Origin of the sequence: Photobacterium sp. BZF1 (assembly GCF_014349205.1) — a bacterium.
Classification (GTDB): Bacteria; Pseudomonadota; Gammaproteobacteria; order Enterobacterales; family Vibrionaceae; genus Photobacterium.
Genome location: NZ_JACSOF010000171.1, coordinates 1 through 13,746, shown reverse-complemented (window position 1 = coordinate 13,746; position 13,746 = coordinate 1). Strand labels below are relative to the sequence as shown.

At 47.5% G+C, this 13,746-nt stretch carries 11 protein-coding genes and 1 pseudogene; 5 read left to right on the top strand and 7 right to left on the bottom strand.

The features are described 5' to 3' along the window. Positions 1–100 precede the first annotated feature (100 nt). The 5 genes from BIZ37_RS26185 to BIZ37_RS26165 form a co-directional block, all read right to left on the bottom strand. Positions 101–934, bottom strand: a complete 834-nt coding sequence (locus BIZ37_RS26185) for a citryl-CoA lyase (protein ID WP_187464017.1) — start codon at positions 932–934, stop codon at positions 101–103. Beyond that, entirely contained in the window at positions 931–2,133 is a 1,203-nt protein-coding gene (locus tag BIZ37_RS26180) for a CaiB/BaiF CoA-transferase family protein (RefSeq protein WP_187464016.1), read from the bottom strand. Before BIZ37_RS26180 ends, BIZ37_RS26185 begins: the two co-directional genes overlap by 4 nt. Before the next feature lie 47 nt (positions 2,134–2,180). After that, positions 2,181–3,728, bottom strand: a complete 1,548-nt coding sequence (locus tag BIZ37_RS26175; RefSeq protein WP_187464015.1) for a tripartite tricarboxylate transporter permease — start codon at positions 3,726–3,728, stop codon at positions 2,181–2,183. Between the two features lie 15 nt (positions 3,729–3,743). Further along, positions 3,744–4,220 carry a tripartite tricarboxylate transporter TctB family protein gene (locus BIZ37_RS26170; RefSeq protein ID WP_187464014.1) on the bottom strand — a complete coding sequence of 159 codons (477 nt, stop codon included), beginning with the start codon at positions 4,218–4,220 and terminating at the stop codon, positions 3,744–3,746. 93 nt (positions 4,221–4,313) lie between these two features. Beyond that, a complete protein-coding gene (locus BIZ37_RS26165) occupies positions 4,314–5,297 on the bottom strand; it encodes a tripartite tricarboxylate transporter substrate binding protein (RefSeq protein WP_187464013.1) in 984 nt (327 codons plus the stop codon). 192 nt (positions 5,298–5,489) lie between these two features. Here BIZ37_RS26165 and BIZ37_RS26160 point away from each other — a divergent pair, with 192 nt between their 5' ends. Continuing rightward, positions 5,490–7,178, top strand: coding sequence for a sensor histidine kinase (locus BIZ37_RS26160; RefSeq protein ID WP_255526910.1), 1,689 nt, complete (start codon positions 5,490–5,492; stop codon positions 7,176–7,178). Further along, on the top strand, positions 7,175–7,879 hold the full coding sequence (locus BIZ37_RS26155) for a response regulator (protein WP_187464012.1): 705 nt from the start codon (positions 7,175–7,177) through the stop codon (positions 7,877–7,879). The genes BIZ37_RS26160 and BIZ37_RS26155 overlap by 4 nt, the downstream gene beginning before the upstream one ends. Before the next feature lie 88 nt (positions 7,880–7,967). On the opposite strand, the gene BIZ37_RS26150 is transcribed toward BIZ37_RS26155, so the two are convergent. After that, positions 7,968–9,857 (bottom strand): TRAP transporter fused permease subunit, encoded by a 1,890-nt coding sequence (locus tag BIZ37_RS26150; RefSeq protein WP_187464011.1) that lies wholly within the window; start codon positions 9,855–9,857, stop codon positions 7,968–7,970. A gap of 96 nt (positions 9,858–9,953) precedes the next feature. After that, entirely contained in the window at positions 9,954–10,880 is a 927-nt protein-coding gene (locus BIZ37_RS26145; RefSeq protein ID WP_107297019.1) for a TAXI family TRAP transporter solute-binding subunit, read from the bottom strand. Between the two features lie 315 nt (positions 10,881–11,195). Between BIZ37_RS26145 and BIZ37_RS26140 the strand changes: the two genes are divergently transcribed. The 3 genes and pseudogenes from BIZ37_RS26140 to BIZ37_RS26130 all read left to right on the top strand — a co-directional run. Next, entirely contained in the window at positions 11,196–11,525 is a 330-nt protein-coding gene (locus tag BIZ37_RS26140; protein WP_107297020.1) for a multidrug efflux SMR transporter, read from the top strand. A 110-nt stretch (positions 11,526–11,635) separates the two neighbouring features. Then, on the top strand, positions 11,636–11,857 hold the full coding sequence (locus BIZ37_RS26135) for a hypothetical protein (RefSeq protein ID WP_187464010.1): 222 nt from the start codon (positions 11,636–11,638) through the stop codon (positions 11,855–11,857). Positions 11,858–12,494: 637 nt separating this feature from the next. Further along, positions 12,495–13,746, top strand: a pseudogene (locus BIZ37_RS26130) (hypothetical protein); the annotation flags it as partial.

Sequence of the window (13,746 nt, the reverse complement as noted above, 5' to 3'; positions counted from 1 at the left end):
AAATAACTCTTATAAACAAAAAGCCAACAGTTTAACTGCTGGCATTAAGTATCACTTCATATTATTTTATTTATTAAGTGTTTTTCTTTTAGGTAGTTACCTATTCAAAGTTGCGATTCTCTGGACCTTCATAAGTCCAAAGCAGATTACGCGGAATAGGTCCTTTGTTTCTTCCTCCCTGACCCGTTTGTTCCCAGGCATGTGCCAAAATACCAACCGAGCGAGACAAGCAGAACAAGCCTCTGGCAAGAGGTGCTGGAAAACCCAGCTCGGCATATATCACCGCTGTTGCACCGTCAATGTTCATTGGAATACGTTTGCCTTTTTGCTCACACAGGTAGTTTTCTACCCCCATGGCAATTTCAGCGTATTGACCGGTGACGGTTCCGGCATCTGCGGCTTGCTTCACCAAGTTCATCAAAGCTGGGGCTCGTGGATCAACAGGATGAAAGCGATGACCAAACCCAGGGATGAATTTACCGTGAAGTTCTTTATGCGCGGTAACTTCAGTATCAATAGCAACGTCTAATGATTCGCCTTGCTCGTAGCGAGCAGCAATCGCTTGATACAAAGCAACGGCTTGCTCCCCAGCCCCTCCGTGCACATCACCCAGTACATTGACCGCCGAGGCCATGGCATTATTGAGGCCAACACCGCAAGTGGATGCCATTCTGGCAATTGCAATACTTGGGGCCTGGGGGCCATGATCAACGGCTGACATCAGGGTGGCATCGAGTAGCTTAGCCTGTGAAGGCGAAGGCAACTCCCCCCTTACCATCAACCAAATCATCTGGGCAAAGCTGACATTGCCGATGAGATCTTCAATAGGATAACCATAATAGCGAATTACACCCGGTGACATATCGATGATATCTGTCTTCCACCAATCACTGACATCACGGCCTATTCCTTGCTCGGGTCTTTCGATACTCATATTGCCCCCTGTCCTTGTAACTGTTCGATGTCTTCCTTGCTCAATCCCAGAGTCGTTAACCACTGTTCGGTATGCTCGCCTAACTGAGGAGGGGGTAATGTCACCGCAGGGCGCTCACCGTCTAGTTTGAAGCCGGTCCGAACATAACGGACATCTTGGTTTACCCCAGGCGAGTCTACGAAACACCCAGTAAAATCCCGGCCTTGCACTTGAGGTAAATCCAGAGCCTGCGGAACGCTCAGCACCCTACCGGCTGGTACACCAATGTGGTTCAGCGCAGATTCCCATTCTTCGGCTGATTTTCCAGCAAAAGCTGCTTCGATATGACCAGTGAGCAACTCTCGGTTTTCCAACCTTGCTTGCCGCTCGGCAAAGCGGGGATCAACAATTAAATCTTCCCGCCCGATCAGCTGGCACAAGGCTTCGAATTGCTCTTGTTTGTTGGCGGCAATATTTAACAAACCCTCGCCCGTTTTGAAAGTGCCCGACGGACTGGCGGTGACATTGTTATTGCCAAGCGGCTGAGGCGCTTTATCAGCGACTAAATAGTTGGAAACCGCCCACCCCATAGTGGTCAATGTTGACTCCAGCATGGATACATCGATAAACGAGCCTTCGCCCGCATTCTCCCTGCCAGCCAACGCTGCACATATGGCAAATGCAGCGGTCATTCCACCTATGGTATCGGCTATCGGGTAGCCCACCCGATATGGCGCATTTTCCGGTGCTCCGGTAATGCTCATCACCCCAGACATACCCTGGATTATCTGATCATAGGCAGGTAGGTGGCGCATCGGGCCATCAGCTCCGTAGCCAGAAATCGCGCAATAAATAATATTGGGATTGACCGCTTTTAACTCTTCGTAACCCAAACCCAGCCTGTCCATCACTCCCGGACGGAAGTTTTCAATCACTACGTCTGCTGTTTCAACCAACTGTTTAAACAGGGATTTGCCTTCATCCGTTTTCAAGTTCAGCGTGACCGATTGTTTACCTACATTCTGGGCGAGGAATGAAATCCCCATTCCTGCTTTATTTAGTGTGGGGGAAGCGCCTAACTGGCGTGCCAAATCGCCGCTTTTCGGCACTTCGACCTTAATCACCTCAGCCCCCAAGTGGGCTAGCTGATGACCACAGAATGGCCCCGCCAGTACATTGGTCAAATCCAGCACGCGATATTGGTTTAGTGGTGTCAACATCCTTCGACTCCATCGTAAAAATAATTAAAGCTATAGTGGGAAATTTTCTATTGCTGCTCAGGTGCAGCCTCACCCTGTGCCATTTGAGCGCGCTTGGCTTTTCGTGCATCCAACAGGTTACTGACCACTGGCATCATCAAAGCCAATAGAGCACAAATCATGATGGACAAAGTTAGTGGACGCTCCCATAGGAAGGCATAGCTGCCATCAGATAACGTCAGCGAACGGCTCAAGTTCTTCTCAAGTATTTCACCGAGGATAAAGCCCAGCAGCATAGGCGCCATCGGGAAGCTAAGCAGCTTCAAGAAAGTGGCAATGATCGTGATGATCACCATCATATGAATATCGAAGGTGTTAAAGCTCACCAAATAAACACCCGTGATAGAGAAGAACAAGATCAACGGGATCAGAATTGGCCTTGGGATCGCTAACAAACGCGAGATATACGGGATCAACGGTAGATTCAGAATCAGCAGAACCAAGTTACCGAAGTACATAGAGATGATCACCGACCAGAACACATCTGGGTTATCAACAAACAAACGTGGCCCGGGCTGAATACCGTAAGCAATCAATGCACCCAGCATGATTGCCGTGGTGCCTGAGCCAGGGATACCTAATGTCAGTAGTGGTACAAAAGAGCCTGTCGAGGCAGCGTTATTGGCTGACTCCGGCGCAGCCAAACCTCGCAGTGCCCCCTTGCCGAATTTGGCTTTTTCCTCTTTGCTGGCTAGGTTTCGCTCCATGCCATAGCTCAAGAACGAGGCAATGGTTGCACCTGCCCCCGGTAGTACCCCAACCAAGAATCCGAACACAGAGGAACGGCCAACGGTCGGCGCGACATGTTTCACTTCTTCTTTGTTCAGTTTCATGCTGCCCAAAGAGTCCATATCCATCTGCGGCTCTTTCTCTTTATGCTCACCACGCAATACCGTCATGATCACTTCGGTCAGAGCAAACGTCGCCATTGCCAACAACAAGAAGCTAATACCGTCAATGAGGTTGACGTTATCAAAAGTAAAGCGCGGGATCCCAGACATCACATCGTTACCGACAGTGGCGATCATCAAGCCGAATACTGTCATCATCAAGGCTTTGATCACCTGCCCTTTACCTGAAAAAGCAGCAACGGCTGTCAGGCCTAGAATCATCAAGGCAAAATAGTCCGATGACTGGAAGCTGAGCGACACCTTAGCAAGCGCTGGTGCGGCGAATAACAGGATAATTGCACCAATGGTGCCCCCAGTAAAAGAGGAGTAAGCTGCCAATGCTAGTGCTTTACCCGCCTGCTTACGTTGCGCCATCGGGTAACCATCAAAAGCGGTAACCACCGTACTGGCACAGCCCGGCGCATTAATCAAAATCGATGATGTCGAGCCACCAAAAATCGCGCCGTAATAAACACCAGCCATCAAAATAATGCCCGATGAAGGGTCAAGGCCGTAAGTGATAGGGATCATCAAGGCAATCGCAGAAATCGGCCCCAAACCCGGTAACATTCCGATGAAGGTACCGGCAAAGCAGCCAACCACCACCATCATTAAATTAAATGGCATAAATGCCGTTGTCAGTCCTGACATCATTCCATCAAACATGGAAGTCTCTCCCTTTTAGATAAACGCCCAAAAGCGGCCTGGAGCTAAGTAAATATCCAGCAACTGAGTCAGTACGTACCAAAAACCAGTCGCAAACGGCACTGATGCCAAAAACAGGATTTTCGGGCGACGCTCACCCAATAACCAATAACCACCGGCTAGAAAGAAAACCGTGGAAATAAGGAAGCCCACCCACTCCAGCGCAATGGCAAAAAGGACCATCAAAACCAATAACTTGCTGATAATTTTGAAATCCAGCCCAACTAAAGACAGCATGTCCGAAGCTTTCACTTGGGTTTTCCGGTGAGCAGCAATTAGCTGAAACAGCGACAAGGCAATACCCAGCATTGCTAGCATGGTCGGCATTGATTTGGCGTGGAAGGGTTCGTACTCGTCTCCGGGAAAAAGTGGTATTTGATTGGCGTAATAGCCGTAGGCAACTGAGAAGCACAAGAAGATCAGCCCGCCGATATGATCTTTGGTAAGCGTCATGGGTGTATCCCCTGATTGATATTATTGAAATCTTTCGCTTGAAGAATGGGCAGAGTAGGCATCTCGCCTACCCTGCATTTGGTCAGTCATGGGTTAGTTCAAAAAGCCTAGCTCTTTCATTAGGTTACCCATCTCTTTTTCCTGCTCTTGCAAGAACACTTCAAACTCTTCGCGAGGTTTGTAGATTTCAGTCCAACCGTAGCGGTCTCGAACGGTTGTCCACTCATTGGTCTGGTACATCTTCTCTAGCACGCTTGCAAACTCATCGGCTTGCTCATCGCTGATACCTGGTGCTGCAAAGAAACCACGCCAGTTAACAAAGCTTGCGTCATAACCCAGTTCTTTTAGGGTTGGGACATTCGGAGCCACTGGAGAACGGCTTTCACCGGTCATGGCCAGAATTCGAACTTCACCTGCCTCGGCAAGGCTAAGCGCTTCACTCAAGCCTGTTGATAGCACTTGGGTTTCACCCGATAACAAGCCAGCCATCGCTTTACCGCCTGCATCATAAGCAAGGTATTTCACTCGGCGTGGTTCACCACCAGCGGCTTTGAAAGCCAACGCAGCAACAAGGTGATCCATCCCGCCACGAGAGGAGCCACCAGCAACAGAGACTGAGCGAGGGTTTTTCTTATACTCTTCGGCGAGTTCATTGAAAGACTGATAAGGTGAATCTTTTGCCACGACAAAGGCCGCATAGTCACCAATAGTGGCTGCAACTGGGGTCAGGTCACGGAATGACTGAGGGAAGACTTTAGAAAGGGAGCGAATAACAATAGGAGTCGAATTCACCATCAAGGTATCTTGTGACTGTTCAGCCGTCTTGATCAAGTAGGCAATAGCTTTACCACCGCCACCACCAGACATATTTTCATAAGACACTTTGTCGACCAATTCTGATTTCGAGAGTGCTTCACCGGTACCACGTGCTGTGCTATCCCAACCACCACCTGCACCACCAGGTACCAAGAAGTGAATTTCGTCGACTTTTGCCTGCACTGAGCCAATGCTCATTGCAGAAGCCATAATCGTCGCCAGTAGGGTGACACGTTTGCGGGTAATAAACTGAGTAAGCATAGCTCTTTCCTCGTTGAGTGTTGTTTTTATCCTTCAACACAAAGGTAAGGCAGCTACTGAGCAAATTAAAGATTGTAAAATTAATGTGAATAACGGCTTTATTTATCATTTTGTTCATATTGTTCACAGCATGTCGCCACAAAAACAGGTAAAGTCGTTACACCATTAACGGTGAAAGGAATCACCCGCTTCATGTTACGTATGCTGTCGTTACGCCACCTCAGGTTAAAGTGGCGTATGGTATTGATTTTAGGTGTTATTGCCGTATTGCAAACCGGAATGCTTGGCCATTTTGCTATCCGCTACCTCGATAGTGTGTTAGATGAGCAAATCGGTCAGCAAGCTATGCGGGTTGCACTGGCAATTGCCGCTTCACCAGATGTGGTTCACGCAGTAGCAGCGAAAGACTCTGATTTTTTGCAACCTTTAAGTTACAAACTCGCCCACTCAGCAGAAGCCAGATTTGTGGTTTTTGGCGATAAAGACGGCATACGCCTAGCCCACCCTTTCCCGCATATGATTGGCAATTCCATGGCGGATGACGATGGTGATACCAATGAACCAGCCCTTGTTCATGGTAAACCCTATGTATCCAAAGCCCTTGGCAGTATTGGCTGGTCGATGCGAGGCAAGGCGCCAGTATTCGATAGTGAAGGGACCAAAGTTATTGGTATCGTCTCTGTGGGCTATATGCTTGATACCGTCGATAGGTTAGTGAGTAACCACCGCCTAAGCATGTTCTTTGCCATTGGTGGTGCTTTCCTATTCAGTGTATTTACCGCGGTCTGGTTTGCCTCCCATTTCAAAAAGGCCATATTCAACCTAGAGCCTGAGCAAATCGGTCGGATGTTCCAAGAAAGGAATGCAACCCTTGAGACTGTGCGAGAAGGGATTGTCGCTATCAACCATGAAGGGAAGGTCACCACCTTCAACCACGCGGCGATCAAAACATTGGAATTGCCGGAAAACGTCAATTACATCGGAAAACATATTCAATCTGTATTACCCGACAGCGGCATGCTGGATGTGCTTGAGCAAGGTGAGCCGCAATATGATCAAGAGGTTTGGCTACACAACCACCTATTGATAGCCAACCGGATCCCGCTGATCCAAGGCGATCAGGTAACAGGTGTGGTCTCCAGTTTCAGGCTGAAAAATGAAGTTGATTTAGTCAGCCGCAAGCTTACCCGCATCAAACAATACGCCGAGAGCTTGCGTAGCCAGTCCCACGAGTACAACAACAAACTCCATACTATTGCCGGGCTGATCCAGATCGATGCCAAAGACGAGGCACTGGCTGTCATAGGACAAGAATCATCAAGCCATCAAGCTTTCATCCAGCAGCTTATGGAAGTGACATCAGATAGCATTCTGGCTGGTTGCCTATTGGGTAAATACAACCGTGCCAAGGAGCTAGGGTTAGAATTAGTCATCGAGCAAGACAGCCAAATGTCAGCCTTACCTGATGATCTTCCCCGAGAGCAATTGGTGAGTATTTTAGGGAACCTTATCGACAATGCCCTTGAAGCAACCCTTTCCCATCATGGTAAAGGCGGCAAAGTCACAGTTATCTTGTCAGACTTTGGCAAAGAGCTGATTTTCGAAGTAGAAGACCAAGGGCCAGGTATCGCAACGGAAGATCAGGACAAGATTTTTACCCGTGGGTATACCACCAAAGCCTCTCAAGGACATGGTATTGGGTTGGATTTAGTCAAGAGCCTTACAGAGCATCTTGGCGGACTCATTACCGTTGAATCTATTGAGGCAGAAACCGGGGGTAAAGGCAGCCGATTTACCTTATATCTGCCCAAACAGCTAAACCACCATTACAACAATATTCAGAACAAGGGTTCAACGTCGCACATGGAGGAGCAATCATGACCACCACTATCCGCACCGTCATCGCCGAGGATGATCCGCAGATTGCCGAAATCCAACGGCGCTTCATAGAACGAATAGATGGATTCGAGGTGATAGGGATCGCTCACGGTATCGATGAAGCACGTGACCTGATAGAAGTGCTAACACCGGAACTTGTGTTGCTTGATAACCAGTTTCCGACCGGCACTGGCCTTGAATTACTCAGGGAGTTACGGGCCGACGGCTGCAACACCGATGTCATTTTGGTCACCGCCGCCACCGAAGTTGAGACCTTGCGCCAGGCAATGCACAGTGGAATTTTCGACTATATTCTAAAGCCTCTGGTATTCGAGAGGCTACAGGCATCATTACAGAAGTTCCGGGGCCATCTGGATAGGTTTTCCGATCTTGACTCACTCATCCAAAGCGATGTCGATGGCTTGCTGCAAACCTCAACGGACGATACCAGCCAGCAAGGTAGCGTTGCCAAGATGACAAATCGCTTACCAAAAGGCATTGACGGATTAACGCTCGATAAAATCCGGGCAGTATTTAGCGCGCCGTCTACCCTTCTAAACGCAGAAGAAGTCGGGCAGCAAATTGGCGCTAGCAGGACAACCGCAAGGCGTTACCTTGAATACATGGTCAGTACTGATGAGCTTAGCGCCGAGGTATCCTATGGTAGCGTTGGCAGGCCCGAGCGCAGATACCAACTTTGCTAAAGGCATTTAAAACACTAAGAAAAATTAAGGGGAAGCCAACTTGGCTTCCCCCTTTTTTAGTTAATCACTCTTACTTTCAAAGGAGTCATCAAGCTGCTGTTGTACTTCTTTCCCGCCCTCGAAAAGCATTCAAAGAAGTAATCACCACAACAACGGCCACAGCCGCGAGTTTGATAGCCAATCCACTGAAAATCAAAGCAAATGGTACCACCAGCAGCACTGCACGCTCGACCAGTGACAGAGACTTAATCAGCCTTCCTTCAATTGCCCCGGCAAAGGCGACAATCAAGGCGATAGTCGTGACAATCGCAAACATGAAGCCTAATAGGTTTTCTCCATAGTAGATTAACGGCGAGAAGGCCATCATTAACGGTATCAAGAAGAATCCCTGCGCCAGTTTGAATGCCTGCACCGCAGACTGCATTGGTGATGCACCTGCAACACCCGCACCAGCAAAGGCCGCCAATGCAATCGGCGGGGTCACATTCGAGGTTTGCGACAACCAGAACACAATCATGTGTGCTGCCAGAATGCTAAGGCCAAGCTCGGTCAAGGCTGGTACCGCCATAATCGACAACACAATGTATGCTGCTGTTACCGGCAAGCCCATACCAAGAATGACGGCAGCAACGGCAATCAGCGCCATCACCGACCATAAATAGCCACCAGATAGCGCCATCAAGAACTGGGTGAACTGCAAACCAATACCTGTTTGACCTACGACTCCAACTACAATACCCGCAGTAGCACAGGCAACAGAAATTGGCAGAGCCAGCAATGCCCCTTCTTTCATCCCCTCAAAGAAAAGACGAATGCTGATACGGCTGTGCTTTCGACACATCGCTGCGACCAAAATAGCACTACAGCCCGCAATACCCACCAGTACTGGCGAGTAGCTCATTAGCAGCAAGGTAGTGATCAGCACCAAAGGTACAATGAAGTGCCAGCCTTGCTTCATCACCACTTTTAGCTGGGTGACTTTATCCATACCTTTTAGGCCAAGTTTACAAGCCATCAGATGGACATAAAGCAAGGTACAGCCAAAGTACAAAATAGCCGGCGCGATCGACACCAACAGAATTTCGCTATAAGCGATACCGGTAAACTGGGCCATTACAAAGGCCCCTGCCCCCATTACCGGCGGCATAATTTGTCCGCCTGTAGAGGCCGCCGCTTCAATACCCGCTGCTTGCTCCGGCTTATAGCCGAGCTTTTTCATCATCGGGATAGTTAGGGCGCCGGTTGTCACCGTATTGGCAATCGCCGAACCTGATATTGAACCCAGTGCAGCTGAAGCCACAACACTTGCCTTAGCTGGGCCGCCACGATATTTACCAGCAACCGCAAAAGCCGCATCGATAAAGAACTGACCTGCACCTGTTACCTGTAGGAAAGCACCAAACAGAACAAAAATAAATACTACGCCAGCGGCAATAGCCAGCGGTGCCCCGAAGACACCATTGGTAGAATAGATATGGAAGCGGATGATTTCATCCAGCGCGAAACCTTTACTCGCCACACTGGCAGGCAAGACATCGCCAAACATCGCATAAGCCAAAAAGATCGCAGCTATGACCACCATCACCATACCTACGGTCCGGCGTGTGGCTTCAAGCAAGGTGGCGATTAATATCGAACCGGCCAGGACATCATCCACACCCAGCCCATCAAGCAAAAAGCCAATATCGTCATAATCAAACCTGACGATATGCTGCGCAGCCCACAAGGTAGCAAGAACCATTGATAAATCGACAAGCCTTGCCGGAAGATACAATCGGCTGTCTTCTTTGACTAGTGGCCTAACGAGGAATACGAGAGCGAGGATCCAACATAAGTGGACGGGGCGAAATACAGGTGCGGAGAGGTTGGCAGTGAGTCCCTGCCAAATTTGAAACACTGATAATGCAATCGCAGCAATAGTTGCTAACTGCATTAACCGCTCAGTGACCCTGTGATTTAACGCCGAAGAATTAGTCATTGCGAACTCCTTGTACACTGCAATGTTTGATACCCCCGAAGTGATCCGGGGGTATTGGTTCACCTATCGATATCGACAGGTATTACTTCGGTTGTCTTACTTTTTTTCATCCATGAACTGCTGAGAGCCAGGGTGCAGAGGAATACCTGCTAGCTTGTTCATGTTCTCGACAGTAGTGAACTTAGTCACGCCGATAGACTGGCGGATTTGATCGATGTTATCGAATGCTACCTTGGTCATTTCGTAAGCCAGCTCTTTATCCAGGTCGCCTTTCACCACCAATACGTTCCATACAGCTGGTGCTTGGAAAGCAGGCACATTGCGGTAGCTGTCTGCATCGACATCGAGCCCGCTGTATGACGCATTAGCTGCATTAATTTGCGCAATTTCCTCATCGCTGAATGACAAGATGCGAATATCACGGGTCAAAGCAAGTTCCGTAATTGCACCAACACCTAGGCTACCGACGATCACGCCTGCATCAATCTGACCATTTGCCAATGCTTCAGTCGTCGCCGTGTAGTTCAGTGCCTGGCCACGCATATCACCTTCTTCGATGCCCAACGTTTTAAGGATGTTCAATGCGCTGACTCGGGTACCTGAACCCGGTGCACCAAGAGCAACACGCTTCCCTTTCAGGTCAGCAACAGACTTAATGTCTGAGTTGGCGGGTACCATGAACTGAACCACGTTAGGATACAGGGCGAACAATACTGACACGTCCATCTTGCGTGGGAATGGTTCTGTGCCTTGATAGGCCTGCTGTACCACATTGCCCATTGCAATACCGGCAAGCTGCTGCTTAGTCGACACTTTGATGACATTCTCTACCGATGCAGCTGTAACTTCTGCTCGCATGTTAAAGTCATCAATATTCTCACTCCAAACCTTTGCTAACAAACCACCCAAGGGATAATAAGTACCACTTTGGCTACCTGTGCCGATGGTGTAATTGTTCGCAGCCACAGGTAGTGAAACCGCAAGAGCCAAAGAGATAATCCCTTTTTTGATCATTGAACGCATTGAGTACTCCTTCTCGTTAAATGCCAGATACCTAGTGTCAAACTCGACACATACGCATCAGGTTTTATTGTCATACAGATGTTGCATCAAATGAAATCGCATTGAAATGTTAAAAATGTGAAAGTTGTGAAAATGAGATATTGGTGGTGTTAAAGCTATCAATAAAAACCGTCCAAATAACAGCATATTTCCGTCCCTACCCCTGCATTATTACTGTACATAAAAAGTAATTTGTTATTTAAAGCAATTATCATCAATTAAGAAATAGTTATACTGCCCATCATCTTGATATCAACAAACAGAAGAGAGGACTAAATGGGCTGGGCATTTCTATTGTTAGGGGTAATGGCAGAGGCTACTTCACATGTCGCACTTCGTGCCACAAATGGATTCACCAGTTGGTTACCCAGTACCATAGTCATTTTGGGTCACCTGATCGCCTTTGTATTCTTGGGACAGGCAATGAAGTCGCTTCCCGTGGGTATCGTCCATGCAGTCTGGGCAGGACTTGCTATTGTCACCGTCACGGCAATGTCGGGTCTAATCTATAAACAACACCTTGATGCCAAGGTATGGTTAGGCATGGTGATTGTTGCAATTGGAATTGCCATTATCAACCTAGGAGGTGCTGCACACAGTCATTAATCAAGCTTTCTCTTTCTAAGAGAAGAGACTAGTGCCAGCCGGAATCAACTTTGCCATAGGCACACAGATCATTCACTTATCGTTTTAAACTTTAACGTTAGGAGGAAGATATGACTGAAGAACGAGCCATCAACCTTTACTACTACCTAGTACAGAACAAGGCGCCAAAGCGAGAGGTAGATGTAGCGATAAGCTTACTTAAACAACGCTATGGTATCGACTTGTCCCGTTTAGAAAAGAAAAGGCATCGACCACAGAACCGGTTCGATATTAACAGTTATGGCGCCGGCGGATCGCGGACGATGAACCAAACCCGTCAGATGCAATCCTAATAACAACAAAGAAATTCTAGCCGACAAAGTGAAAAGTCAAATTTGTATAACAAACTATAAATCGTTGGAATTTAACTTGCTGACAATCAGAACAAAGAATATATATTCAATGTGATAAATTATTCACAACCATTTTAAAATATAACGCCTAATTTAAAGTAACTTTTAAAAAGTTATTTTTATATATTGAATTGATATATAAAAAAATAAATGCAACCTTTTCCAGACATTACAATCCAACTTGGCAATCAGAACAACGAGTGGGATTATATAAATCAGTAACTTAAACAAACAAAACAAAACCACTCCTTTTGTGATATTTCATGGTACTGCTACGATTTAACTTGCGATTTTTTTAAATCCAAGTTCAGACAGAAACGCTAACCTCTCAATTTGTATGGAATTCAAAATGAGTGATACAGCCCCCAGAAATATAGTAAGCGGTACAAACAATGAAATAGCTAAATTCAAAATAGCTACATTAAAAAAAGCCCCATTCAAAATAGGAGCCTTAACATGTATTCTCACATGCCTATTTTACTCCGTTAACTCAAACGCTGACGGATGCGATATTCCAACCGGTGCACCTTTAAGCCCTTTATTCGATGCCCAGCCTTTCACTCAGGCGCTTTATCGAATGGAAGAGTTTGGCACAAGACCCATTCCGTCATCTGCCCCGACGTCAAATTGGCATTCATTCCCTCAACCAACAAGAGGAGATAACTCACCTGAAGGTCTTGATCTCGATAACTTCCTTGCCCAAGATCTGTTTCCTATACCATCAAGGGCACTTGAGGGAGCAGAAGCAAATATCACTGACCACAACCCTTGGCAGACAAGAATTAACCAGATCCTCAATCTCAATTTAACCAATGCTCCCGCTGAAGGTCGCCCTCCGGGTAAAGATTGGGCCCATCAACGTTGGGAAGAGTTCTACCCCACCGAATACACCATTACAGCCCAAGCAGGCGTTCGTACCAACAACGGATTTAGAAACCGTTTCCAACGCCACGAATATGATTCAATAGAGTTTGGAGAAAACGGGCTTTATCATTCAACACTTCAGTGGAGTAATGGCTCAGAGTCGTTAACAATAACTGGCACCACTGCAGGTATTCCTCCTCGGTTCCACCCGAAAATGCCGTTACAGGAGAGGAACTCATTATGGACGTTTGACGGGACATTTCCGCCCAAGCTCCTCAAGATGCGGTATGGAGAATCGCTGTTATTTAGGCACTACAATGCCTTGCCAATTTCGCCTGAGGCAAATAATGGCTTCGGCCTTCATACTATATCTACCCACCGTCACAATGGGCACAACCCGGCAGAGAGTGACGGCTATACCCAAGCATTTTTCTTCCCCGGACAATATTTCGATTACCGTTGGCCCATGGCACTCGCCGGCCATGATTCAATCAACAAAGATGCCAGCGATAAACGTGCGGGAGGTCCTGACGGGGCTGGCGGGATCAAAAAGGTACGGGGTGACTATCGTGAAACCATTAGCTCCCAATGGTTCCACGACCATATGCTCGATTACACAGCCCCAAACGTTTACAAAGGTAATGCAGCACTATTGAACATATACAGTGCACTTGATCGGGGAAAAGAAGACCATATCGACAAGGTAAACCTGCGTTTTCCTAGTGGTACTGATCTCGATTGGGGCAATAGAGATTACGACATAAATTTATTGATGGCAGACAAAGCCTGGGATAAAAATGGACAGCTTTTCTTCAATATCTTTAGTGTCGATGGCTTCCTCGGCGACCAAATGTTGGTGAACTGGCAATACAAACCGTATCTCGACGTCAGGGCAAGAAAATACCGATTCAGGCTGCTTAATGGATCTGTCTCCCGCTATATGAAAGTGGCGGTAATGACTGAGG

What these genes read in the sequence shown, in the direction of transcription:
- BIZ37_RS26180 (WP_187464016.1), bottom strand. Translation starts at nt 2,133, where the DNA reads ATGTTGACACCACTAAACCAATATCGCGTGCTGGATTTGACCAATGTA.
- BIZ37_RS26160 (WP_255526910.1), top strand. Translation starts at nt 5,490, where the DNA reads ATGTTACGTATGCTGTCGTTACGCCACCTCAGGTTAAAGTGGCGTATG.
- BIZ37_RS26155 (WP_187464012.1), top strand. Translation starts at nt 7,175, where the DNA reads ATGACCACCACTATCCGCACCGTCATCGCCGAGGATGATCCGCAGATT.
- BIZ37_RS26145 (WP_107297019.1), bottom strand. Translation starts at nt 10,880, where the DNA reads ATGCGTTCAATGATCAAAAAAGGGATTATCTCTTTGGCTCTTGCGGTT.
- BIZ37_RS26170 (WP_187464014.1), bottom strand. Translation starts at nt 4,220, where the DNA reads ATGACGCTTACCAAAGATCATATCGGCGGGCTGATCTTCTTGTGCTTC.
- BIZ37_RS26135 (WP_187464010.1), top strand. Translation starts at nt 11,636, where the DNA reads ATGACTGAAGAACGAGCCATCAACCTTTACTACTACCTAGTACAGAAC.
- BIZ37_RS26165 (WP_187464013.1), bottom strand. Translation starts at nt 5,297, where the DNA reads ATGCTTACTCAGTTTATTACCCGCAAACGTGTCACCCTACTGGCGACG.
- BIZ37_RS26175 (WP_187464015.1), bottom strand. Translation starts at nt 3,728, where the DNA reads ATGTTTGATGGAATGATGTCAGGACTGACAACGGCATTTATGCCATTT.
- BIZ37_RS26140 (WP_107297020.1), top strand. Translation starts at nt 11,196, where the DNA reads ATGGGCTGGGCATTTCTATTGTTAGGGGTAATGGCAGAGGCTACTTCA.
- BIZ37_RS26150 (WP_187464011.1), bottom strand. Translation starts at nt 9,857, where the DNA reads ATGACTAATTCTTCGGCGTTAAATCACAGGGTCACTGAGCGGTTAATG.
- BIZ37_RS26185 (WP_187464017.1), bottom strand. Translation starts at nt 934, where the DNA reads ATGAGTATCGAAAGACCCGAGCAAGGAATAGGCCGTGATGTCAGTGAT.